Raw genomic sequence first — 24,976 nt, 5'->3', positions numbered from 1 at the left:
CAATATAGGTCAGCTTTGCTGACTTTTATCGACTCGCTTGCGGCGTTAGCGCGGCCGCATGGCGGAAACGATGCTCAAATTCGTTGGAACGGCGCAGGCTTATCCGGGCAAGCGCGGGGCGGAACTGCGCGCGGAGGATTTCCGCGAGATCGCGGATCGCTACGCGGTGCCAACGGCCGAGGAACAGTCCAGCCGCTGCTCGCAATGCGGCGTGCCCTATTGCTCGGTGCATTGCCCGCTGCACAATCACATCCCGGACTGGCTGCGCCTCACGGCGGAGGGGCGGCTGCGCGAAGCCTATGCGCTGTCGAACAGCACGTCGACCATGCCCGAGATCTGCGGCCGCATCTGCCCGCAGGACCGGCTTTGCGAGGGCAATTGCGTCATCGAATTCTCCGGGCACGGCGCGGTCACCATCGGCTCGGTCGAGAAGTTCATCACCGACACCGCCTGGGAAGAGGGCTGGGTCGAGCCGGTCGCGGTGGGGCCGGCGCGCGGCCAGTCGGTCGGCATCGTCGGCGCCGGGCCGGCGGGCCTGGCGGCGGCCGAGTATCTCCGCGAATATGGCTATGAAGTGCATGTCTATGACCGGCACGATCGCGCCGGCGGACTGCTCACTTATGGCATTCCCGGCTTCAAGCTCGAGAAGCACGTCGTCATGCGCCGCATCGAGCGGCTGGTTCAGGGCGGCATCACCTTCCACCTGGGCTTCGAAGTCGGGCGCGAGGCGAGCCTCGACGCGCTGCGCGAGCGGCACGATTCGCTGCTGATCGCCACCGGCGTCTACAAGGCGCGCGGCATCCAGGCGCCGGGCGTCGGCGCCGCGGGGATCGTCGAGGCGCTCGAGTACCTGACGGCTTCCAACCGCAAGGGGTTTGGCGACGCGGTTCCAGCCTTTGACGACGGCAGCCTCGATGCCAGGGGCAAGCATGTGGTGGTGATCGGCGGCGGCGACACCGCGATGGACTGCGTCCGCACTGCCGTTCGCCAGGGCGCGGTGTCGGTGAAGTGCCTCTATCGCCGCGACCGGGCGAACATGCCCGGCTCGCAGCGCGAGACTGCCAATGCCGAGGAGGAAGGCGTCGAGTTCGTCTGGCTCTCGGCGCCCGAGGCCTTTGACGGCGGCGACCGGGTCAGCGGCGTGCGCGCCACCCGCATGCGGCTGGGCGCCCCCGATGCCTCGGGCCGTCGCGCGCCCGAGCTCGATCCGGGCGGTGCCTTCCAGCTCCAGGCGGATCTGGTGATCAAGGCGCTGGGCTTCGAGCCCGAGGACCTGCCGCGCCTGTTCGGTGCCGAGGGGCTGGGCGTCACGCGCTGGGGCACGCTGCGCACGGACGGACGGACCATGATGACCAGCCTCGACGGCGTTTTCGCGGCCGGCGATATTGTCCGTGGCGCGAGTCTGGTCGTCTGGGCGATTCGCGACGGCCGTGACGTTGCGGCGCACATGCATGCCTGGATGCGCGCCCGCGCCGATGCGGCACGGGCTGCTTGATAAGGTTGTCGATGCCCATGAAGCCGTTCCTCCTTGCCCTTGCCCTGAGTGCCGCCGCGCTGACCCCGGCTTCGGCGCTCGCCGCCGCGCGGGCCGTTGCGCCGGCGGCGGACACCGATGTCCAGAGGCTCGTCGCATTGCTGGCGCCGGACGAGGCGATCACCCGGCTGGCCGGCAAGGCCTTCGACACCGGCATGGATCAGCAGATCGCCGCCAATCCCGAGCGCAAGGCGGCCTATGCCGCCGATCCCGCGATGCGCCAGGCGGTGGGCGGCCAGCTGCGCACGCAGTTCACGTCGGCGCTGGTTGCCGCACTGCCCTCGCTGCGCGCGGAGATCGAGGGGATCCTCAGGACCGCGCTGACCCCAGCCGAAGTGACCGACATGATCGCCTTTTTCGGCAGCCCCACCGGCCAGAAGGTGCGCGCCGAAGCCTATGAGAGGATGGGCAGCGCACCGGGCCAGTCTCCACAGGAGATGCAGCAGGCGGCGATCGCCGCGGTGATGGCGAAGATGACTGCGGAGGATTATCCCGCGCTGATGGCGTTCGCCGGCAGCACGGCGTCGCAGAAGATGGGCACGGTCAATCCCAGGATCTCGGCGGCGAGCCAGGCCTGGGCGGACAGGCTGATCGCGGCCAATCTCCCGAAATTGAAGGCGCTGGAGGACAGGCTGGCGGCGGATTATCGCGCACGGAAGGGTGGCAAGTGATGCGCCCGTCCCTGGCTGCCGCTTTTCTGCTGTTCGCCGGCGGCGGTGCCGTGCAGGCGCAGACGGTGCCGCAACCCGCGCCGGCCGCACCGGCGCTCCGCCCGGTCGATCCCGCGCGCCTGGCCGTGGCCGATCGTCTCGTCGCCAAGCTGCTGCCGGCCGGCATCTACAAGCAGCTGTTCGACAAGAGCTTCAGCGCGATGATGGACAAGATCGTCGGCCAGATGGGCGAGATGCCGATCGCCAAGCTGGCGCAGATGGGCGGCGTCACCGAGGCGCAGGCCCAGGCGCTGGGCACCGTCAAGATGCGCGAGATCATGGAGATCTACGATCCGGCCTGGCAGGAGCGCCAGCGCCGCACGATGCAGGTCATCACCGCCGGCATGGGCGACATCATGACCAGGGTGGAACCGAAGGCACGGGTCGCGTTGGCCAGGGCCTATGCCCGCGAGTTCAGCGGTGCCGAGCTCGAGGATCTCGATCGCTATTTCGCCACGCCGGCGGGCGCCCATTATGCGTCGCGCGCGCTCCTCATCGCCATGGGGCCGGACATGATGGAGGCGATGAACGCGATCGTGCCCGAGTTGACGGACGCGATGCCCGGCCTGGTCCAGAAGACAAAGGCGGCGACCGCCGACCTGCCGGCGGTGCGCACCAAAGGCGACCTGTCGCCGGCAGAACGCAAGAAGCTCGCCGAACTGTTCGGCGTCGATCCCGAAACGCTCGAAGACCATGCGTCTTCGTCGACCGGCACGGAGTAGTTGAGATGAAGCTGGACGAACGCGAACGGCTCGCCCGCGAGGGCATGTACCGTCCCGAGTTCGAGGGAGACGCCTGCGGCGTCGGCCTGGTCGCCGCGACGGACGGCCAGCCCTCGCGCCGCGTCGTCCAGTCGGCGATCGATGCGCTGAAGGCGGTGTGGCACCGCGGCGCGGTGGATGCCGACGGCAAGACCGGCGACGGCGCCGGCATCCATGTCGACCTGCCCGTGCGCTTCTTCGACGACGCGATCGCCGCGGGCGGCCACCGCGTGCTGCCGAACCGGCTGGCGGTGGGCATGGTCTTCCTGCCGCGCACCGATCTGGGCGCGCAGGAAGCCTGCCGCACGATCGTCGAGAGCGAAATCATCGAGGCGGGCTACACCATCTATGGCTGGCGCCAGGTGCCGGTCGACGTCTCCGTCATCGGCATGAAGGCGCAGGCGACGCGCCCCGAGATCGAGCAGATCATGATCGCGGGGCCGCTTCCTGGCGCGATGGACGCCGCCGAGTTCGAGAAGGAACTCTATCTCGTCCGCCGCCGGATCGAGAAGCGGGTGATCGCCGCGCAGATCAGCGGCTTCTACATCTGCTCGCTCTCCACGCGCTCGATCATCTACAAGGGGCTGTTCCTCGCCGAGAGCCTGTCGGACTTCTATCCGGACCTTCGCGACGAGCGCTTCACCAGCCGGGTGGCGATCTTCCACCAGCGCTATTCGACCAACACCTTCCCGCAATGGTGGCTGGCCCAGCCGTTCCGCTGCCTGGCCCATAACGGCGAGATCAACACGATCCGCGGCAACAAGAACTGGATGCTCAGCCACGAGATCAAGATGGCGAGCATTGCGTTCGGGGAGCGCTCCGAGGACATCAAGCCGGTGATCCCGGCCGGCGCGTCGGATACCGCCGCGCTGGATGCGGTGTTCGAGGCGATCTGCCGCTCGGGCCGCGACGCGCCGACCGCCAAGCTGATGCTGGTGCCCGAGGCATGGGACGAGCACACGCCCGGGAAGCATCTCGAGATGTACAAATATCTCGCCTCGGTGATGGAGCCCTGGGACGGTCCCGCCGCCCTGGCGATGACCGATGGGCGCTGGGCGGTGGCCGGCGTCGACCGCAACGCGCTGCGCCCGCTGCGTTATACCCAGACGTCGGACGGGCTGCTGATCGTGGGTTCCGAGACCGGCATGGTCCAGATCCCCGAATCGACCGTGATCGCCAAGGGCCGGATGGGCCCGGGCCAGATGATCGCGGTCGACCTCGACCAGGGCGTGCTGCTCTGCGACGGCGAGATCAAGGACAGGATCGCCGGCGAGCATGACTATGCCGCCATGATCGGCGAGTTCATCACCGTTGCCGACCTGCCCGAGCCCGATGCCGCGCCGCTGCGCTTCGATCGCGCCGAGCTCACTCGCCGCCAGGTGGCGGCGGGGCAGACGCTCGAGGACATGGAGCTGATCCTCGCCCCGATGGTCGAGACCGCCAAGGAAGCGATCGGCTCGATGGGCGACGACACGCCGCTGGCGGTGATCTCGGACAAGCCGCGCCTGATCAGCCAGTTCTTCCGCCAGAATTTCAGCCAGGTCACCAACCCGCCGATCGATTCGCTTCGGGAGCGCCAGGTGATGACGCTCAAGACGCGCTTCGGGAACCTCGCCAACATCCTGGATGTCGAGGGCGGTGGCTCGAAGGTGCTGGTGCTCGACAGCCCGGTGCTGACGAACGGCGATTGGGAGCGGCTGCGCGCGCATTTCGGCGACCAGTGCGCCGAGATCGACTGCACTTTCCCCACCGGCGACGACCCGGACGATCTGCGCGAGGCGATCCGCCGCATCCGCTACGAGGCGGAGCAGGCGGTTCGCGCCGGCTGCACCGAATTGTTCCTGACGGACGAGCATGTCTCGGAAAGCCGCGCCGCGATTGCCGGCGTGCTCGCCGCGGCGGCGGTGCATACGCACCTGGTCCGCCGGGGCCTGCGCAGCTACGCGTCGGTCAACGTCCGCACCGCCGAGTGCCTCGACACGCATTATTATGCGGTGCTGATCGGCGTGGGCGCGACCACGGTGAACGCCTATCTGACCGAGGCCTCGATCGCCGATCGGCACGGCCGCGGCCTGTTCGGCGACATCGCGCTGGAAGAATGCCTCAAGCGCCACCGCAAGGCGATCGACGAGGGGCTGCTCAAGATCATGTCGAAGATGGGGATCGCGGTGATCTCCTCCTATCGTGGCGGCTATAATTTCGAGGCGGTGGGCCTCAGCCGGGCGCTGGTGAACGACCTGTTCCCCGGCATGCCCGCCAAGATCTCGGGCGAGGGCTATGCCTCGCTCCATCTCTCGGCGATGCTTCGTCACCAGGCGGGCTATGACCGCGGCGTCGCGACGCTGCCGATCGGCGGCTTCTACCGCCAGCGCCACGGCGGCGAGACCCATGCCTATTCGGCCCAGCTCATGCACCTGCTGCAGACGGCGGTCTCGACCGACAGCTATTCGTCCTACCTGGCTTTCTCGCGCGGCGTGCGTGACTTGCCGCCAGTCTATCTGCGCGACCTGCTCGAATTCAACTTCCCGAACGAAGGCGTGCAGATCGACCAGGTCGAGGCGATCACCGAGATCCGCAAGCGCTTCGTCACGCCGGGCATGTCGCTCGGCGCGCTCTCCCCCGAAGCGCACGAGACGCTGGCGATCGCGATGAACCGCATCGGCGCCAAGGCCGTGTCGGGCGAAGGCGGCGAGGACAAGGCTCGCTACACGCCGTACGAGAATGGCGACAATGCCAATTCCACGATCAAGCAGATCGCCTCGGGCCGGTTCGGCGTCACTGCCGAATATCTGAACGCCTGCGACGAGATCGAGATCAAGGTGGCGCAGGGCGCCAAGCCCGGCGAGGGCGGCCAGCTGCCCGGCTTCAAGGTGACCGAGTTCATCGCGAAGCTCAGGCACGCGACGCCGGGGGTGACGCTCATCAGCCCGCCGCCGCACCACGACATCTATTCGATCGAGGACCTGGCGCAGCTCATCTACGACCTGAAGATGATCAACCCGCGCGCCCGGGTGTGCGTGAAGCTGGTCAGCTCGGCCGGCATCGGCACGGTGGCGGCGGGCGTGGCCAAGGCGCATGCCGATGTGATCCTGGTCGCCGGCCATGTCGGCGGCACCGGCGCCTCGCCCCAGACCTCGGTGAAATATGCCGGCACGCCCTGGGAAATGGGCCTGACCGAAGTGAACCAGACGCTGACGCTAAACGGCCTGCGCGGCCGCGTGAAGCTGCGCACCGATGGCGGGCTCAAGACCGGGCGCGACATCGTCATCGCCGCGATCCTGGGTGCCGAGGAGTTCGGCATCGGCACGCTGAGCCTGGTCGCCATGGGCTGCATCATGGTTCGCCAGTGCCATTCGAACACCTGCCCGGTCGGCGTCTGCACCCAGGACGAGAAGCTGCGCCAGAAGTTCGTCGGCACGCCGGAGAAGGTCATCAACCTGATGACCTTCATCGCCGAGGAGGTCCGCGAGATCCTGGCGCGGCTGGGGTTCAAGAGCCTGGACGAAGTGATCGGGCGCACCGAGCTGCTCCGCCAGGTCAGCCGCGGCGCCGAGCATCTGGACGATCTCGACCTGAACCCGATCCTCGCCAAGGTCGATGCCGACGATGCCGAGCGCCGCTTCAGCCTGTCGACCTTCCGCAACGAAGTGCCCGACAGCCTCGATGCGCAGATGATCAAGGATGCCGCCCCTGTCTTCGCGCGGCGCGAGAAGATGCAGCTCACCTATAATGTGCGCAACACCCATCGCGCGGTGGGCACGCGGCTCTCGTCCGAGATCACTCGCCGGTTCGGCATGTCGGCGCTTGCCGACGGCCATGTCCATGTCCGCCTGCGCGGTTCGGCCGGCCAGTCGCTCGGTGCCTTCCTGTGCAAGGGCGTGACGCTCGAAGTGTTCGGCGACAGCAACGACTATGTCGGCAAGGGCCTGTCGGGCGGCACCATCGTGGTGCGTCCGCTGGTCAGCTCACCGATCGAATCGTGGAAGAACACGATCATCGGCAACACCGTGCTCTACGGCGCCACTTCGGGCCGGCTGTTCGCCGCCGGCCAGGCGGGCGAGCGCTTCGCGGTGCGCAATTCGGGTGCCGAAGTGGTGGTCGAAGGCTGCGGCGCGAATGGCTGCGAATATATGACCGGCGGCATCGCGGTGCTGCTCGGCGAGGTCGGAATGAACTTCGGTGCGGGCATGACCGGCGGCATGGCCTTCGTCTATGACGCGGACGACAGCTTCGCCCAGCGCGCCAATCCGGAGAGCATCGTCTGGCAGCGCCTTGCCTCGGCGCATTGGGAAGCCCGGCTGCGCGAGCTGGTCGAGGCGCATGTCGCCGCGACCGACAGCAAATGGGCCGCCGGCCTGCTCGAGGATTGGGACCGCGCGCTCGGCTCGTTCTGGCAGGTGGTGCCCAGGGAGATGCTGTCGCGCCTGCCCCAGCCGCTCAATGACGACGCAGTGGAAGCGGTGGCGGCGGAATAATCCGGTGCATGTCTTCCATTCGTAGCGATACACAGGAAGGTTCGCGCCAGATCGCATTGACGCCAATGAAATTCGGGCGCGCGGCCTGTCTTGCGCTTGCCTATGGCATCGGCATCTATCTTGTCGTTGCTTCGTTCGTCTTTGCGTGGGCGGGCCTTTCCGGCGGAAACGGGAATTTCGAGCCGCGTCCTGCGGAAACGACCCTGGCGTCCGCGCTCGTGGACATATTCCTGTCCCCCTTCCTGGAGACCATCCTGTTCGCGCTGCTATGGGCGCTGGTGGGCAGGTGGCGCGGCCCATGGCATTGGCTCGCGCTCGCGCTTGCCTTCCTTGCCGGATGGCTCGCGCATGGCGCGAACGTCCCGTCGATCGCCACGGGAATCGGGTTCGCGATACTGGCGCACCTCTATATGCGCATCCGCCCGGATCACGGCTTCCGCCGGGCTTTCGGAATGACGATGGGCGCGCATGGCGTGTGGAACGCCCTGGCGGTCCTGACTCTGCGCCTGGCCGTGGGCTGAGGCACCGACAGCCTCCGCGCCGCCCGGAGACCTATCGACAGGCCGAGGGCAGACAGGCTTTTGCACTGTCGCGCAAACGGGGTATCGCAGGGGCAAGATGGATCTCTACCTCCCGATCGCCAACCTGTCGGTCAACGCGCTCGTCATCGTGGCGCTCGGGTTCGGCGTGGGCCTGCTCTCGGGCATGTTCGGCGTGGGCGGCGGGTTCCTCACCACGCCGCTGCTGATCTTCTACGGCATCCCGCCGACGGTGGCCGCCGCATCCGCCGCGAGCCAGGTGACCGGTGCCAGCGTCTCGGGCGTGCTGGCGCATTTCCGCCGCGGCGGCGTGGACATCCATATGGGTGTGGTGCTGGTGGTGGGCGGCGTGATCGGCAGCATCGCCGGGGCCGCCTTGTTTACGCTGCTGCAGAAGAGCGGCCAGATCGATGTGGTGATCGGCATGCTCTATGTGCTGATGCTCGGTTCGATCGGCGGGCTGATGCTGCACGAATCGGTGCAGGCGATCCGCGTGACCCGCGGCGCCCGCCCGCCCCTCCCACGCAAGCGCCGCCACCATCCGCTCGTCGCGATGCTGCCCTTGCGCTGGCGCTTCTATGCGTCCGGCCTCTACATCTCGCCGCTCGCGCCGTTGCTGCTCGGCTTCTTCACCGGCATCCTCACCGTGCTGCTCGGCGTCGGCGGCGGCTTCATCCTGGTGCCGGCGATGCTCTACCTGCTCGGCATGGGCACGCAGGTGGTGGTCGGCACCTCGCTGTTCCAGATCCTGTTCGTCACCGCTGCCGCCACCATGGTCCACGCCACCACCACCAAGGCGGTGGATATCGTCCTCGCCGCGCTGCTCCTGCTCGGCTCGGTGATCGGCGCGCAGATGGGCGCGCGTTTCGCGATGCAAGTGAAGCCCGAATATCTGCGCCTCATCCTGGCGGTGATCGTGCTGCTCGTCGCGGTGCGCATGCTGCTCGGCCTCGCCTGGCAACCCGACGAGATCTATTCGGTGGAGCTCCTGTGAGACGGGCGCTGCTCCTGCTCCTCGCGCCGCTGCTGATGGGGCAGGCCAAGCCCGTGCTCGTCCCCGACGTCTCGCAGCGCGACATCGAGATCGCCTATTCCTTCACCGGCGCCGAACTGCTGCTGTTCGGTGCGATCCTCTATCCCGGCGGCCGCGCGCCCGAACAGGGCGAGAAGCCCGCCGACATCGTCGTGGTGGTGAAGGGCCCCACCCAATCGGTGCAGGTGCGCGAGAAGGAGCAGGTGGCGGGCATCTGGATCAACGCCCAGCGGATGCGCTATCGCTCGGCGCCCAGCTTCTATGCCATCGCTTCGTCCAAGCCGATCGAGAAGATCGTCGATGAGCGCACCCGCGCCATCTACGAACTCGGCGTCGAGAGCCTGCAGCTGTCGCCCGCATCGGGCGCGGCGCCGGAAGTGCAGGCGCGTTTCGACAAGGGGCTGGAAGATCTGCGCACCCGTGCCGGCCTCTATTACGAAGCGCCCGGGGCGGTGGAGATCGCCGACGGCGTGCTCTATCGCGCCCGGTTGGCCATTCCGGCGCGCGTGCCGGTCGGCAAGTTCACCGCCGAGACCTTCCTGATACGCGACGGCCGCGTCCTCGCTGCCGCCGTTCGGGGCATCGAGATCCGCAAATCGGGCTTCGAACGCTTCGTCGCGCATTCGGCCGAACATTATTCGATACTCTACGGCATCGTTGCCGTCGGCCTCTCCATCCTCTTCGGGTGGGGAGCGGGCGCGGTGTGGAAACGCTTCTGAAAGCTTCGAAACTCACCCAATATTTACCTCCCCGCGCGCATATTGGGAACGTTAACGGGGAGTAGCCGATGGACGGCCAGTTTGGCGCGCGCGGGTTCGAAGGCGCGGCGCCGGTTCCGACTTCCGGGGGCTTGCCCTCGCATGCGCCGGTCGAGCCGATCGGCGCGGTGCTGGAGATTGCCGGCTCGTCGAGCCAGGTGCTGCTCGATCCGGAGGCGCTGAACGCGCTCGGCGGCAATCCCGATCCCACCATCGCCAATGCCGGCCAGGTCGGCAGCCAGGTGAAGGTGCGCGTCGGCGCGACCTGGCTGATCGCCAATGTCCGCTCGCTCAAGCTCCAGGGCGAGCATATCGCCGCCTATATCGACTTTCTCGGCGAGGGCGACGAGGAGCGGCTGACCGGCAAGCTCTACAAGTTCCGCCGCGGCGTGACTCGCTATCCGACGCCCGGCGCACCGGTCTTCCCGGTGTCGACCGCGGACCTGAAGCAGATCTACGCCGCCGAGGACCGCGCCCATATCGAGATCGGCACCGTCTATCCCACGCGCGACATCCGCGCGGCCCTGTACGTCGATTCGATGCTCGGCAAGCATTTCGCGCTGCTCGGCTCGACCGGCACCGGCAAGTCGACCGCCACGGCGCTGATCCTGCACCGCATCTGCGAGATGGCGCCGCAAAGCCATGTGGTGATGATCGATCCGCACGGCGAATATGCCAGCGCGTTCAAGACCACGGGCGCGCTGTACGACGTCGGCAACCTGCAGATGCCGTACTGGCTGATGAATTTCGAGGAGCATTGCGAAGTGTTCCTCACCACCTCGGGCTCGGACCGGCAGGTGGATGCGGACATCCTCGCCAAATGCGTGCTCGCCGCCAAGCAGAAGAACCGGCTGGCGGCGGAGATCGGCAAGCTCACCGTCGATGCGCCGATCCCCTATCTCCTGTCGGACCTCACCCAGATCCTGCAGCTCGAAATGGGCAAGATGGACAAGGCGACCGACACGGCGCCCTATCTGCGCATCCGCTCCAAGATCGACGAGATCAAGGGCGATCCGCGCTATGCCTTCATGTTCTCGGGCATGCTGGTGGCGGACACGATGGCGAGCTTCCTCGCCCGGGTCTTCCGCCTGCCGGGCGACGGCAAGCCGATCTCGATCATCGACGTATCGGGCGTGCCTTCGGAAATCACCTCGGTCGTGGTCGCCGTGCTCAGCCGCATGGTGTTCGACTTCGCGATCTGGTCGCGCGGGGAGAGCAAGCGGCCGATCCTGCTCGTCTGCGAGGAGGCGCACCGCTACGTCCCGAACGAGCGCAATGCCGATGGCTCCTCGGTCGGCCGGATCCTCAGCCGGATCGCCAAGGAGGGCCGCAAATATGGCGTGTCGCTGGGCCTGATCACCCAGCGCCCCTCCGATCTGGCGGAAGGCGTGCTCTCCCAGTGCGGCACGATCCTCTCGATGCGCCTCAACAACGAGCGCGACCAGGCCTTTGTCAGGGCGGCGATGCCCGAAGGCGCCCGCGGCTTTCTCGATTCGATTCCCGCGCTGCGGAACCGCGAGTGCATCGCGGTGGGCGAAGGCGTGGCGACGCCGATCCGCCTGCTCTTCGATTCGCTCGAGGATGCCAAGCGACCGGCGTCGGACGATCCGCTCTTCTCCGAACTGTGGCGCGACACCGGCGGCGAGGAACAGATCCTCGAGCGCACGATCCGCCGCTGGCGCGCGCAGGGCAAGTGACCGGCGCCCGCGCGGGGCACGTCGTCAGAAATCGGCACCCAGCGTGAGCGCGAGGCCCGAGCCGGGCCGCGCCTCGCCCGCCACGCGCTGGCGCCAGTCGAGCGCGAGGCGCAGGTTGCGCACGGCGAGCGTGGCCGAGGGACCGATATCGAGCCGCTGCGCATCGCGTTGCGCCGCTCCCCAGGCGCCTGCGCCGAGCGCGAAGCGCACCGGCCCGTCGGCACCGACCATGCGGGTGCCGCGCACCGCGCCATCGGCATAGGGATCGGGGCGCCGGCGCAGCACCGCGCCGGCCTGACCATAGGCTTCCAGCCGGAAGCCCTTCCATTCCGCATCGATTCCCGCGATCGCTCCCAGCCCGGTGCCCCCGGGATTGCCGTCGAGCCCGAAACGGCGCTCGACGACCAGGCGGACGGGTGCTCGGGTCGGCTGCCATTCCAGCCCCAGCGCCGCCTCGCGGCCCTTGCCCCGCAGCGGCGCAGTGAATCGGCCAAAGGCGGCGACGCGCTCCCGCGGCGAGACCAGCCATGCGGCCCGCGCACCTGCCTGTCCTCCGCCGATCTGCCCCTCGGGGGCGGCACCCATGCTCCCTTCGCCGCGGGCGACCATCCACATGCTCAGCGACCAGCGATCGGGCAGGGGATCGAGCCGCTCGGGCGCGCTCGCGAGCGCTGGCGCTGCGCGCGCCGGCCGCGGGAGGAGGGACGGCAGGGAAACCGCGCCATATTGGGCGAGCGCCATCAGCGCGAGCTGCACCCTGGGATGGTCCTCGCCCAGCGGCGCCCGATAGCCGGGCTGCGGCGATCGCATCCTTTGCGGCGGCAAGGGTCTTCGCGGTATCGGCGCCGGCATTCGTGGCGGCATGCCGGCCGATGGCACGGGATGCGGCACGGCGCGGGGGCGCGGCAGCGCCGCTTCGATCGCCGCGGGGAGCGATCCGGCGCGGGGCCAGAGCAGCGCCATGCGCACGCCGATCCAGGCGATCGCCACCATCGCGAGGAAGCGGAGCGGCCGTCCGCGCCCGTGCATCAGGTGCCGGCCGGCCGGAGATCGGGGAAACGGTGCGCGGTCTTGTCCCAGCGCGGGGGCATCCCCCGAAGCATGTCGACATAGGCGAACAGCGCACGCCGCGCGGCCAGCAGCGCGACGGCGTTGCTCGAGAATATGCGGGGCACGGACCACAGCGCCTCCCGCCAGCCATAGGCATGGCCGACGAACGCCGCGCGTACCGCGAGCCGCCAGACGAGCAGCCCGAAATTCGCCAGGAGCAGCCAGCGCATCAGCGCGGGCGGCATCGCCGGGGCGGTGCCCGCCAGCAGGTGCGCGCCGAAGGAAAGCGCCCAGGCCAGGATCGAGAGATAGGCCAGGGCGAGCACCGGGATCTCCAGCGTCGCGCGCCGGTCGCGCATCCGCATCCAATTGTCCCCGATCCGCCGCCACCCGCCCCAGCCGGTCCGGTCCCAGCCGGCGAGCGCGATGCCGATCATCCAGCGCGCCTTTTGCCGCACGGCGGCGTCGAGCCTGTCGGGGAAATAGGCGCGCACCGCCACCGGCGGCCCACCCGGCGCCTCGGCGACGCGGATCAGCCGCGCCGGCATGCCCATGGTCGCGATGGCGAGGCCGAGCTCATAATCCTCGACCAGGCTGTCGGCATCGAACGGCGCGCCCTCTCGCGCTGCCGCCAGCCGTGCCAGCACCGCTCGCCGCATCGCGCAGCCTACCCCGGCAAAGGGCAGGCCCGCCCCCACTGCCTGGCGCACCACCAGCGCCCGGCCATGGGCCTCGGCGAACTCGTCGAGATAATGGCCGGCGAAGAAGCGCGAGTGCCGGTGCGCGAGCGGCAGCACCGGCAGCTGGACCGCGGCATGATCGATCAGGCCGTGCGCATAGACGCGCAGCTCGAGCGGATGCACCACGTCCTCGGCATCGTGCAGTGCCACGGCGCTGGCGACGAAGCCTTCCGCCGCCTCGTCGCGCAGCAGCGCGCGCCACAGCGTGTTGAGGCAGGCCGCCTTGGTCGAAGGGCCGGGAGCCTCGCCGATCACCAGCCGCACCCGCGCGTCCGCCAGCGCCACCTCCGCCACGGCCGCGATCGTCGCGGGATCGTTGGGATAGGTGCCGACATAGATCCGGTAGTCCGGATGATCGAAGCGCGCGAGCGCGGCGCGCAGCATGCTGCCGATCACCGCGGACTCGTCCCAGGCGGGCACGAACACGACGATGCGCCCTGCCGGCACCGGCCCCGCCAGCGCGAACCGCGCCGGCTGCCGGCCGCGCAGGCGCCGCGCCAGGTAGATCAGGTCGACGAACAGGTCGTCGATTCCGCCGATGACGAACCACAAGGCGGCGAACAGGGTCATCTCGCGCGCGATCGCGTCGACCCAGAGGATCGCTCCTTCCCCCAACGCTGCCCCCATTCCCCCGATTCGGAGATGGAACTAAACCGTGCCGCTCTCGGAACGATCAAGCCGATTGGTGCATTTCCCTCCGAAACGGAGACGGTTATTTCGTCGCTGGACTCGCAGTGGTGCCCGGCTATCGTGCCCATCGCTGCCCTTGGGGGAGGTTGTCGATGAAGCTCGTTGCCCGGCTTGGCGTATTGGCTCTGGTCCTGGCGCCCATCGGGGCCGTCACTGCGTTCGGCGACAACAGCCCGCAGGTGGAGATGGCGACGCCGGGCGTCGGCGACGGCGCGATCGAGCGCTTCACCGCCCGCTTCAACGTGGCGATGGTCCCGCTTGGCGACCCGCGCGCCGAATCGCCCTTCAAGGTCGACTGTCCGGTCGGCGGGCAGGGCCGCTGGGTCGACCAGCAGACCTTCGTCCATGAATTCGCCGGCCCGCTTCCCGGCGGCGTCACCTGCAAGTTCACGCTGCGCGACGGGCTCAAGAGCCTGTCGGGCTATGCGCTGCAGGGCCAGAAGGAGTTCACCGTCGATTCGGGCGGGCCGATCGCCCGCGCCGTGCTGCCCAATCGCTATGGCAGCGAGATCGAGGAGGACCAGGTCTTCGTCGTCGCGGCGAACCTGGCGCCCGATCCCGCCTCGGTCGGCGCCAATGCCTATTGCGCGGTGGACGGGCTGGGCGAGAAGATCCCGGTCGACGTGCTCCCGCCCGACGTCGCGCCCAAGCTGCTCGCCGATCTCGGCACCGATCGCTGGGAAGTGCGCAGCTTCCTGGGCGAGGCCGGCCTGCCCCAGGCGCTGCCCGAAAAGGCGGAGGACCGCGCCAAGTCGCTTGCCAGCGTCGTCGCGGTGAAGTGCCGCCGTCCGCTGCCCGCCGGCCGCGACATGGCGCTGGTCTGGGGCAAGGACATCAAGAGCGCCTCGGGCCGCGCCGCCGGCACCGACCAGCGTTTCGACTTCACCGTGCGCAAGGAATTCAGCGCCCGCTTCGAATGCTCGCGCGTCAATCCGCAGGCCGGGTGCAGCCCCGTGCAGGACGCCTGGGTGCGCTTCTCCGCGCCGATCCCCAAGGCCCAGGCCGAGGCGGTGCGCATCCGCACGGCCGACGGCAAGGAGCTGGCCCCGATATTCGGCGACGACGACAAGAACAAGGCGACGGTCGCCGACCTGAAGTTCAAGGCGCCGCTCCCCGCCGAGACCACTGCCAGGCTGATCCTTCCCGCTGATGTGAAGGACGAGAGCGGCCGCAAGCTCGCCAATGCGGAACGCTTCCCGCTCGACGTCAAGTTCGACGCGCCGCCGCCGCTGGTGAAGTTCGCCGGCAATTTCGGCATCCTCGAAGCAAGGGAAGGGGGCGTCCTCCCGGTCTCGGTCCGCAACGTCGAGCCGGAGCTGCAGGGCAGCCAGATGACCGTGACCGGCCAGAGCCTGAAGGTCGAGGGCGGCGACGGCGAGATCGCCAAATGGTTCCGCGCGCTGGCCGATGCGGCCGAGGACAAGTCGGACGAAGTGAAGCGCGGCACCGAGACCGTGCGGATCAACCAGACCGGCGCCAAGCCCCTGCTCACCTCTGCCACGGGCAAGCCGCTGAAGATCGGCTTGCCGGGCAAGGGCAAGGATTTCGAAGTGGTCGGCATCCCGCTCGGCCAGCCCGGCTTCTACATCGTCGAGCTCGCCAGCCCGCGGCTCGGCGAGGCGCTGCTCGGCCGCAAGGCGCCGCGCTATGTCGCGACCGGTGCGCTCGTCACCAATATGAGCGTCCATTTCAAATGGGGGCGCGACCAGTCGCTGGCCTGGGTGACGGCGCTCGACAGCGGCCAGGGCGTGGGCGACGCCGAAGTGCGGATCACCGATGCCTGCACCGGCCAGCTGCTCGCCAAGGGCAAGACCGATGCCTCGGGCCGCCTCGGCGTTCCCGCCGGCTTGCCCGAGCCGCAGACCTATACGAGCTGCGACCATGGCAGCAACGACGTGCTGATGATCTCGGCGCGCAAGGCCGATGACTTCAGCTTCACGCTCACCCAGTGGGGCGACGGCATTCGTCCGTTCGATTTCGACCTGAACTATGGCTGGTCGGCTCCCGAGCAGAAGTTCCACACCGTGTTCGACCGCGCGCTCGTCCGCCAGGGCGAGACGATCCACATGAAGCACATCGTCCGCCAGCCGATCGCCACGGGCTTCGCGCCTTCGCCGGCCTTCAACGGCACGCTGCGCCTCAGCCATCGCGGCTCGGACACGCAATATGACCTGCCGCTCGCCATCGACGCGAACGGTGCCGGCGAGACCGAATGGACCGCCCCCCAGGGCGCCAAGATGGGCGATTACGACCTCACCGTTCTGGTCAAGGACGCGGAGGGCAAGGAGAAGACGCTCTGGACCGGCCAGTCGTTCAAGGTCGACGAATATAAGCTGCCGACGATGAAGGCCTCGGTCGCCGGGCCCAAGGATGCGGCGGTGCGGCCGGGCGCGCTGCCGCTCGACCTGTTCGTCGGCTATCTCTCGGGCGGCGGCGCGGCGAACCTGCCGGTCGAGACGCGCATCGGCTATTTCGCCGACTTCAAGACCCCGGACGGCTATGACGGCTACAGCTTCGGCGGCCGCGCCATGGCCGAGGGCACCAAGCCGATGAACGGCGAGGGCGAGGACGAGCAGGTCCAGCTGCCGCCGACCCAGACGCTGCCCGCCACGTTGGGCGCCGACGGCACCACCCGGATCAATGCCGAAGTGCCGCAGACGCTCGACCAGAACACCACGATGCTGGTCGAGATGGATTATCAGGACGCCAACGGCCAGATCCTGACCTCGTCGCGCCGCATCCCGATCTTCACCTCCGCGGTCCAGCTCGGCGTCAAGAGCGACGGCTGGCTGATGAAGCAGGACGATCTGCGCCTGCGCTTCGTCGCGCTCGACACCGCGGGCAAGCCGCTCGCCAACCAGGCGGTCTCGGTCGAGCTCTACAGCCGCCAGATCCTGACGGCGCGGCGCCGGCTGATCGGCGGCTTCTATGCCTATGACAACCAGATGAAGACGACCAAGCTGTCGGCCACCTGCTCGGCGACCACCGATGCGCAGGGGCTGGCGAGCTGCCAGCTCAACCCGGGCATATCGGGCGAAGTCTATGCGGTGGCGACCACCAAGGACGCCAATGGCAATGTCGCCCGCGCGACCAAGTCGGTCTGGCTGGTCGGCGACGACGACTGGTGGTTCGGCGGCGACAATGGCGACCGCATGGACGTCATTCCCGAGAAGCTGGAGTACAAGGCGGGCGAGACCGCGAAGTTCCAGGTCCGCATGCCCTTCCGCGACGCGACCGCGCTGGTCACGGTCGAGCGCGAGGGCGTGCTCTCCAGCTTCGTCGTCGGCCTCGCCGGCAAGGATCCGGTGATCGAGGTGCCGATGCCGGGCGACTATGCGCCGGACGTGTTCGTATCGGTCATGGCGGTGCGCGGGCGCGTGTCCGGCTGGCAGAACTGGCGCTCCAGCATGGCGCGCGACTGGGGCGCGCCCTGGTCGAAGGACGGCGGCGAGCCGACCGCGACCGTCGACCTCGCCAAGCCCGCCTATCGCCTCGGCATCGCCAAGGTGAAGGTCGGCTGGGAAGGCCATAAGCTCGATGTCGCGGTGAAGGCCGACAAGGCGAGCTATGCCGCGCGCGACATCGCCAATGTCGACGTGACGGTGAAGAGCCCCGACGGCAAGCCTGCCGCTTCGGCGGACGTGGCCTTTGTCGCGGTGGACGAGGCGCTGCTCCAGCTGGCTCCGAACGACAGCTGGAACCTGCTCGATGCGATGATGGGCGATCGCCCGATCTCGGTGCTCACCTCGACCGCGCAGACCCAGGTGGTCGGCAAGCGGCATTATGGCAAGAAGGCGGTGGAAGCCGGCGGCGGTGGCGGCGGCGGCGATCTCTCGGGCCTCAACCGCGAGAATTTCCAGCCGGTGCTGCTCTGGAAGGGCAAGGTCGCGCTCGATGCCAATGGCCATGCGAGGGTCGCGGTGCCGCTCAACGACGCGCTGACTTCGTTCAAGCTCGTCGCGGTGGCGACCTCCGGGCCGCAGCTCTTCGGCACCGGCACGGCGAGCATCCGCGCCTCGCAGGACCTGACCATCTATCCGGGCCTGCCGCAGCTGGTGCGCACGGGCGACCAGTTCGGGGCCATGTTCACGCTGCGCAACGGCTCGAACAAGCCGATGAAGGTGACCGCGACCGTGGCGCTGAACCCGGCCTATGCGACCGGCAAGCCGCTGACCGTGGAGATCCCGGCGGGCGGCGCCGCGCCGGTGGTGTGGAACCTCACCGCGCCGCCGCGCGACGGCAAGCTCAGCTGGACGGTGAGCGCCAAGACCGCCGACGGCAAGTCGAGCGACAAGGTGACGATCGCCCAGGCAGTGGCGCCGGCCGTGCCGGTCGAGACCTGGGCGGCGACGCTCGGCCGGGTCGGCACCGGCACCCAGTTCGCCATCGCGCCGCCCGCGGGCGCGCTGCCCGGCTTCGGCACGGTCGAGGTGAGCCTTACCGACAGCCTCGCGCCGCCGCTTTCGGGCGTGCGCGACTATATGCGCGCCTATCCCTATAACTGCCTCGAGCAGCGCACCTCGCGGGCGATCGCGCTGGGCGACACGGGCATGTGGAACCTGATCGCCAGCGACATGCCCGCCTATCAGGACGGCGACGGGCTGTTGCGCTACTGGCCGGGCGACTGGCCCGGATCGGAAGCGCTGACCGCCTATATCCTCTCGGCCAGCGCCGAAGCCGGGCTGCCGCTGCCGGATGGTCCCAGGGCCAAGATGCTCGATGCGATGAAGGCGGTGCTCGACGGGCGTCTCCGCCACGAGGATTATGGCGATGTCCGCCTGCAGCGCGTCGCCGCCTTCACGGCGCTGGCGCGGCAGGGAGCGGCGACCTCGGCCATGCTCGGCCAGGTCGGCATGGCGCCGGCCGAAATGCCCACGGCCACGCTTTCCGACTATGCGATGGCGCTGGGCAAGGTGCAGGGCCTGGCCAATGGTGCGCAGTTGCGCATCGATGCCGAAAAGGTGCTGCGTACCCGGCTGGTCTATGAAGGCACCCGCGTCGACCTTTCCGACAAGGGCCGCATGGCCTGGTGGCTGATGTCGTCGGACGACGAGGCGGCGATCAAGGCGCTGCTCGCCACGCTCGGCCGCCCCGGCTGGGAGAATGACGCGGCCAAGCTGATGGTCGGCATCGCCTCGCGCCAGCAGCGCGGCCATTGGGACACCACCACCGCCAACGCCTGGGGCACGATCCTCGCGCGGCGCTTCATGGGGCTCTATCCGGCCGAGGCGATCGCCGGCGTCACCACGGCAAGCTTCGGCGGCAACAGCCCGCTGAGCCTGAACTGGCCGCTCGCCGAGCCGCAGCGCAGCTTCGGCTTCCCGCTGCCGGCGCAGGCAACCCCGCTGGTGATGAACCAGTCGGGCGGCGCCGGTCCCTGGGCGTTCGTGCGCGTTAAGGCGGCGGTGCCGCTCACCCAGCCGCTGATGGCCGGGTACAAGATGACCAAGAAGGTCGAGGCGGTGAAACAGGCCGTCGCCGGCAGCTGGTCGCGCGGCGACGTGGTCAAGGTGACGATCAGCGTCGAGGCGTCGGCCGAGCGCAACTGGGTGGTGATCAACGATCCGGTGCCCGCGGGCGCGACGATCGTCGGCAATCTGGGCGGCCAGTCCGAGCTGCTCGCCAAGGACAGCGGCACCAGCGAAGGCGTCTCGCCCAGCTATGTCGAGCGCGGCAATGACAGCTGGCGCGCCTTTTACGGCTGGGTGCCGCGCGGCAGCTTCACGGTCTCGTACGTCATGCGGCTCGATGCCGCGGGCAAGTTCAACCTGCCCGCGACGCGCGTCGAGGCGATGTACGCGCCCGAGATCCGTGCGCAGCTGCCCAATGCCGTGATGACCGTGGCGCAGCGGTGACGGCGAAGGAGGCATTCGACCGCTTCCTCGCCTTCGCCCGCCGCTGGACGAAGCGCATCGACGACGCGCCCGAGGCGCTGCATGCGTGGCTCGGGCGCGAGCGGGCGGCATGGCGGGAAAGGGGGTGGCGCGGCGTCGTCACCCCGCCGCGCACCGTCGGCACGGTCCTGACGCTCTTCTTCGCCCTCTCCGCCAGCTTCTGGTGGGTGACGCGCCCGCCGGCCTTGCCCGACTATGCCGCGGTCCGGGCCGGCTGGCATCCGTCCGAGGCCTGGCTCTACGACCGGCATGGCGTGCTGATCGATTCCAGCCGCGTCGATTATCAGGCCCGGCGCCTCGCCTGGACCAGGCTCGAGGACGTATCGCCGGCCGCACGCGAGATATTGGTCGCCGCCGAGGATCGCCGCTTCCGCGACCATGGCGGTATCGACTGGATGGCGCTGACCGGCGCCGTCCGGGACCGCATCGAAGGCAAGCGCGGGCGCGGCGCCTCGACGCTGTCGATGCAGGTTGCCGCCTATCTCGCGCCCGATCTCTCCGTGCCCGGCAGCCGGGGCATGCGCGAGAAGCTGCGCCAGATGCGCGCGGCCTGGTCGCTGGAGGCGCGCTGGTCCAAGGACCAGATCCTCGAGGCCTATCTCAACCTGGCCGGCTTTCGCGGCGAGGCCCAGGGCATCGGTGCGGCGGCGCTGGGCCTGTTCGGCAAGACCCCGGCCACGCTCACCCGCGACGATGCGCTGCTGCTCGCCGCCCTGCTGCCCAACCCCCGGGCCAATGCCTTCGAAGTCGCGCGCCGCGCCTGCGCGCTGAGCCGCGAGGCCGATTGCACGCGCTTCCCCGGCGCCGCCGCCTCGATGCTCGGCCCCGCGCGCAGCCTGGCGCTCGATCCGGGCCTGGCGCCCCATCTCTCCGCCGCGCTGCTGACCAGGCCGGGCGCGAAGATCACCACCACGCTGGACGCGGGCATCCAGCGCGCCGCGATCACTGCGCTCAGGCGCCAGCTCCAGGGGCTGGGCGGCAGCCGCGCCCGGGACGGCGCGGTGGTAGTGGTGGACAATGAATCGGGCGACGTGCTCGCCTATGTCGGCGGGATCGGCGGCGAGAGTACGGCACCGGCGGTGGACGGCGCTTCGGCCTATCGCCAGGCGGGATCGACGCTGAAGCCCTTCCTCTACGCCATGGGCATCGAGAAGGGCTATCTCACCGCCGCTTCGATCCTCGACGATTCGCCCGTCCAGCTCGATACCGCCTCGGGGCTCTACGTTCCCCAGAACTACGACAAGGCGTTCAAGGGTCCCGTCTCCGCCCGCATCGCGCTGGCCGGCTCGCTCAACGTGCCGGCGGTGCGCACCCTGCTGCTCACCGGCGTCGATGCCTTCCGCGACCGGCTATGGGATACCGGTTATCGCGGCCTGGTCGAGGACGGGCAATATTATGGCTATTCGCTCGCGCTCGGTTCGGCCGAAGTGACGCTGATGGAACAGGTCGCCGCCTATCGCAGCCTGGCGCTCGCGGGCCGCTGGTCGCCGCTGCGCCTGCGGATGGGTGCGAAGACGGATGCGCCGCGGCGCACCACCACGCCCCAGGCAGCCTGGATCGTTGCCGACATGCTCGCCGATCCCAATGCCCGCGCCGGCACCTTCGGCATCGATTCGGCGCTGCGCCTGCCCTTCTGGGCGGCGGTGAAGACCGGCACCTCCAAGGCGATGCGCGATAATTGGTGCATCGGCTTCACCGATCGGTTCACCGTGGGCGTGTGGGTCGGCAATCTCGAAGGCGATCCGATGCGCGCGGTCTCGGGCACCAGCGGCGCGGCGCCGGTGTGGCGCGACGTGATGCTGGCGCTCAACCAGGGCAGCCCCGGCAGGGCCCCGCCGCGCCCGGAGGCGATCGAGGAACGCCAGGTCCGCTTCGCCGCCGGCATGGAGCAGCCGCGCCGGGAATATTTCCTCAAGGGCACCGGCCTGGATCGCGTCGCCTTCGCGCCGGCCGAAGCGCGCCGGCCGCGCATCGTCAATCCGGTGGGTGGCAGCGTCTATGCGCTCGATCCCGACATTCCGCGGGACAATCAGCGCCTCGCCATCTCGGTGTCGGGCCAGGCGCTCGGCCACCGGCTGGTCCTCGACCGGCGCGACCTCGGCACCGCCGATTCGCGCCCGCTGATCCTGGCCCCGCCGGGCAAGCATCGGCTCGCGCTGGTCGATCTCGACGGCAAGGTCGTCGACCAGGTGCTGTTCACCATCCGATAGTGCGGAAATGGCTGAATGTTGAGGGAGCGAAACGCTATCTCGCGCGTTTCAGCGGACGGTCCCTCCCCCTTTCGGGACCGTGCCCACCGGCACCGGCCGCGCGGCCCGAAAGGCGGCGCGGCCGAAGCCGCTTTCCGATCAATGACTTGGCTATTGTTCAGCCCGTCCGGGCCGAAGCCGGGCCGCGACTAGGGGCCGTTGCCGCCGCCGCCACCGCCGCCCGGGCCGCCGGTGCCCGGCGCACCGACCGTGCCGATATTGCCGAACAGATCCTCGAAGAAGCCGCGCTTGTGGCCCAGCGTCGGCGTGGTCTTGCCATAGGGATCGACCGAGGCGATCAGGTCCTTGCCCATCCGGTCGACCGCGACGACATTGCCCTTGGCGTCGAAGCTGACCCGCAGCGTCGTCTGGTCCTTGGCCTTGAGGCTCTGATAGCCGAGGTTCGCGCTCTGGCGGGAGATGTAATACCACTCGCCTTCGTTGAACTGGCTGGTGAAGGTCGGGCGGCCCAGCGTCTGGAGCACCGATTCGCGCGTGTCGATGCCGGGCTGCACCGAATCGACCAGTTCCTTGTCGATGATATAGCCCTGGTGCGTGCGGACCGGCACGCAGGCGGTGGTGCCAAGCGCGGCTGCCAGCAGGGCGGCGCCAAGCGCGCGGGCGGGAATCGGCATTATGGTCTCCAGGCAAACGCATACCGGCGTCCCGATGCATTCGGTTGCATTGCATCGCGGGCCGTTCGCCTCAATATGCGGCAAAATGCGGCCAAACAAGGTCGCGCCCCCATATTGCAGGAACCGAACCGGCACATGCGCTTGCTCAAGCGGCTCTTCCAGGCTCCCGATCGCGGCGCCGCCCCGATTCTCTACGCCGCGATCGTCGCGCGCGGCCGCGAGGCCCATTGGTACGAAGCGGGCGGAGTGCCCGACACGATCGACGGCCGCTTCGACATGATCGCCGCGGTGATGAGCCTCGTCCTGCTCCGGCTGGAACAGGATCCGCAGGCGATTCCGTTCAGCACCCAGCTCACCGAAGTGTTCATCGACGACATGGACGGGCAGCTGCGCCAGATCGGCATCGGCGACATCGTCGTCGGCAAGCATGTCGGCAAGATGATGGGGATGCTGGGCGGCCGGCTCGGCGCCTATCGCGATGCGCTGGCGGCCGGCACGTTCGGCGAGGCGCTGGTGCGCAACCTCTATCGCGGCGAGGTGCCGGCGCCGGAAGCGCTCGCCCATGTCGAGACCGCGCTCCGGGCCTTCCATGCCAGGCTGGCCGGGGAACCGGCGGCCGCACTGCTTGCGGGAGAGCTCGCATGATCCAGAACGAATTCAACCGGCCGCAGCGGCTCGACACGATCGGCGCCGGCGAGAGCCAGGTCCATGTCGCTGCCGAGCCGGGCGAGCGCGCCGCCCTGGCCGCGCGCTTCGGCCTCAAGGCGATCGACAGCCTGGCCGCCGATTATCGCATCCGCCGCGACGTGCAGGGGATCGTCGCCACCGGCCATCTCTCCGCGCGCGTCGTCCAGGCCTGCGTAATCACCGACGATCCGGTACCCGCGGCGATCGAGGAGGATTTCGCGATCCGCTTCCTGCCCGAGACCGAAGGCGAGGGCGGCGACGAGGAGATCGAGCTCAGCGAGGATGCGTGCGACATCGTCTTCTATTCGGGGGGCGCGATCGACCTGGGCGAGGCCGCCGCGGAGACGCTGGCGCTGGCCCTCGATCCGTATCCGCGCAGCCCGGCCGCGGAAGCGGCGCTGCGCGACGCCGGCGTGATCAGCGAGGAGGAAGCGAAGCGCCTCGCCGAGGAGAGCGGCCCGTTCGGCGGGCTTGCCGGCCTCAGGGACCAGCTCGGCAAGGGCTGACGTGCGGGCCCGCCGCATCGCCATCTCGGGCTGCTCGGGCGGCGGCAAGTCCACCCTGCTCGACGCGCTCGCCCGGCGCGGCTTCGCCACCATCGCCGAGCCCGGGCGGCGGATCGTCGCGGCGGGCGGCCCGATGCCATGGGACGATCCCGCGGGTTTCGCGCGCCGCGCGATCGCGCTGGCGCTCGCCGATCTGGACGCGTCCGCGCGGCTGCCCGGGCCGGTGTTCTTCGATCGCGGGCTGATCGACGCGGTGGTCGCCTTCGGACATGCGACCGGCGAGGCGGCGCCCGTCGACCCCGCGAATCGCTACGACCGGGTCTTCCTCGCCCCGCCCTGGCCCGAGATCCATGTCGTCGACGAGGCCCGCCGCCACGGCATGGACGAAGCGCTGGCGGAATATGCGCGGCTCGAGGCCGCCTGGCCCGGCTTCGGCTATGCGGTCGAGCGGCTGCCGAAGATCGCCGTCGAGGCGCGTGCCGATTTCGTGCTCGCGCGGCTGGAGGGCCAGGGCCTCTAGGCGTGCCCGACCACGTGGAGATGCGGCGCGCGGCTGTTCACGAACACTTCCTCGCGCGCGATGGGAGACCAGGGCAGCCAGCGGAACCAGGTATAGACGGTCCGCCATGCGGCATCCTCGCCCTGACCCTCGGCGCGCTGGAGCAGCGTCTTGTACGGGCGGGTGGCGCGGGGCCAGTAGAAGAGGTGGAGGCGGACGGCGCCGGTCACCAGCCCGTCCAGCGTTTCGACGAAGCTGGTCTCCGCCTCGGGATCGGCATCGAGGTGGAACTGGGCAGTGAACAGGTCGCTGCGGATCATCAGCATGTCGCGCGCCCAGACCAGCTTCAGCGCGATGCGCAGCCCATATTGCACCGGCAGCTCGAGCTCGAGATAGTCAGGGCCGGCATCGGCGCCGCGCATGCGCAGGCCGTGCCGTTCCGCCAGCACCGAGAACAGCGCCCTTGCCCGCGCCACATGCCAGTCGCTGAAATCCATGGCCCCAAGATGCGGCAGCGCG

At 69.1% G+C, this 24,976-nt stretch carries 17 protein-coding genes; 13 read left to right on the top strand and 4 right to left on the bottom strand.

What is annotated here, in order from left to right; genetic code table 11:
* Positions 1-58 precede the first annotated feature (58 nt).
* The 8 genes from CAP40_RS01840 to CAP40_RS01805 all read left to right on the top strand — a co-directional run bounded on the left by CAP40_RS01840 (position 59) and on the right by CAP40_RS01805 (position 11,507).
* Complete coding sequence (locus tag CAP40_RS01840) at positions 59-1,495, top strand: NAD(P)-dependent oxidoreductase (RefSeq protein WP_086127647.1); 1,437 nt, start codon at positions 59-61, stop codon at positions 1,493-1,495.
* 17 nt (positions 1,496-1,512) lie between these two features.
* Positions 1,513-2,205: a DUF2059 domain-containing protein gene (locus CAP40_RS01835; protein WP_179187847.1), complete on the top strand. Its 693-nt coding sequence runs from the start codon at positions 1,513-1,515 to the stop codon at positions 2,203-2,205.
* Positions 2,205-2,966, top strand: a complete 762-nt coding sequence (locus tag CAP40_RS01830) for a hypothetical protein (protein ID WP_086127645.1) — start codon at positions 2,205-2,207, stop codon at positions 2,964-2,966. Before CAP40_RS01835 ends, CAP40_RS01830 begins: the two co-directional genes overlap by 1 nt.
* Positions 2,967-2,971: 5 nt before the next feature.
* On the top strand, positions 2,972-7,480 hold the full coding sequence (gene gltB, locus CAP40_RS01825) for a glutamate synthase large subunit (protein WP_086127644.1): 4,509 nt from the start codon (positions 2,972-2,974) through the stop codon (positions 7,478-7,480).
* Between the two features lie 65 nt (positions 7,481-7,545).
* On the top strand, positions 7,546-8,001 hold the full coding sequence (locus CAP40_RS01820; protein ID WP_086127643.1) for a hypothetical protein: 456 nt from the start codon (positions 7,546-7,548) through the stop codon (positions 7,999-8,001).
* A gap of 97 nt (positions 8,002-8,098) precedes the next feature.
* Positions 8,099-9,013, top strand: coding sequence for a sulfite exporter TauE/SafE family protein (locus tag CAP40_RS01815; protein WP_086127642.1), 915 nt, complete (start codon positions 8,099-8,101; stop codon positions 9,011-9,013).
* 35 nt (positions 9,014-9,048) lie between these two features.
* Entirely contained in the window at positions 9,049-9,771 is a 723-nt protein-coding gene (locus CAP40_RS01810; protein ID WP_086128399.1) for a TIGR02186 family protein, read from the top strand.
* Positions 9,772-9,839: 68 nt separating this feature from the next.
* Entirely contained in the window at positions 9,840-11,507 is a 1,668-nt protein-coding gene (locus CAP40_RS01805) for an ATP-binding protein (protein WP_086127641.1), read from the top strand.
* A 24-nt stretch (positions 11,508-11,531) separates the two neighbouring features.
* Here CAP40_RS01805 and CAP40_RS20680 read toward each other — a convergent pair whose 3' ends face one another.
* Positions 11,532-12,536, bottom strand: coding sequence for a hypothetical protein (locus tag CAP40_RS20680; RefSeq protein WP_256923972.1), 1,005 nt, complete (start codon positions 12,534-12,536; stop codon positions 11,532-11,534).
* On the bottom strand, positions 12,536-13,924 hold the full coding sequence (locus tag CAP40_RS01795; protein WP_086127640.1) for a glycosyl transferase family protein: 1,389 nt from the start codon (positions 13,922-13,924) through the stop codon (positions 12,536-12,538). Before CAP40_RS01795 ends, CAP40_RS20680 begins: the two co-directional genes overlap by 1 nt.
* A gap of 155 nt (positions 13,925-14,079) precedes the next feature.
* Between CAP40_RS01795 and CAP40_RS01790 the strand changes: the two genes are divergently transcribed.
* Entirely contained in the window at positions 14,080-19,842 is a 5,763-nt protein-coding gene (locus CAP40_RS01790) for an alpha-2-macroglobulin (RefSeq protein WP_086127639.1), read from the top strand.
* A 167-nt stretch (positions 19,843-20,009) separates the two neighbouring features.
* A complete protein-coding gene (gene pbpC / locus CAP40_RS01785) occupies positions 20,010-22,091 on the top strand; it encodes a penicillin-binding protein 1C (RefSeq protein ID WP_086128397.1) in 2,082 nt (693 codons plus the stop codon).
* A 188-nt stretch (positions 22,092-22,279) separates the two neighbouring features.
* Here pbpC and CAP40_RS01780 read toward each other — a convergent pair whose 3' ends face one another.
* The gene (locus tag CAP40_RS01780; protein ID WP_086127638.1) at positions 22,280-22,765 is read right to left on the bottom strand and encodes an outer membrane protein assembly factor BamE; all 486 of its coding nucleotides are present in this window, start codon (positions 22,763-22,765) and stop codon (positions 22,280-22,282) included.
* Positions 22,766-22,900: 135 nt separating this feature from the next.
* Between CAP40_RS01780 and CAP40_RS01775 the strand changes: the two genes are divergently transcribed.
* The 3 genes from CAP40_RS01775 to CAP40_RS01765 are packed head-to-tail and all read left to right on the top strand — an operon-like array spanning position 22,901 to position 24,478.
* On the top strand, positions 22,901-23,410 hold the full coding sequence (locus CAP40_RS01775) for a ubiquinol-cytochrome C chaperone family protein (RefSeq protein ID WP_086127637.1): 510 nt from the start codon (positions 22,901-22,903) through the stop codon (positions 23,408-23,410).
* The gene (locus CAP40_RS01770; RefSeq protein WP_086127636.1) at positions 23,407-23,958 is read left to right on the top strand and encodes a DUF177 domain-containing protein; all 552 of its coding nucleotides are present in this window, start codon (positions 23,407-23,409) and stop codon (positions 23,956-23,958) included. Before CAP40_RS01775 ends, CAP40_RS01770 begins: the two co-directional genes overlap by 4 nt.
* Position 23,959: 1 nt before the next feature.
* Positions 23,960-24,478, top strand: coding sequence for an AAA family ATPase (locus tag CAP40_RS01765; RefSeq protein WP_086127635.1), 519 nt, complete (start codon positions 23,960-23,962; stop codon positions 24,476-24,478).
* On the opposite strand, the gene CAP40_RS01760 is transcribed toward CAP40_RS01765, so the two are convergent.
* Complete coding sequence (locus CAP40_RS01760) at positions 24,475-24,954, bottom strand: hypothetical protein (protein WP_086127634.1); 480 nt, start codon at positions 24,952-24,954, stop codon at positions 24,475-24,477. The genes CAP40_RS01765 and CAP40_RS01760 overlap by 4 nt on opposite strands.
* Positions 24,955-24,976 lie beyond the last annotated feature (22 nt).

The sequence above is a fragment of the Sphingomonas sp. IBVSS2 genome, from assembly GCF_002127225.1.
In the GTDB taxonomy this organism is placed as follows: domain Bacteria; phylum Pseudomonadota; class Alphaproteobacteria; order Sphingomonadales; family Sphingomonadaceae; genus Sphingomonas.
Note: the sequence above shows the minus strand (reverse complement) of the source record. Positions and strands in the feature narration are given on the sequence as shown.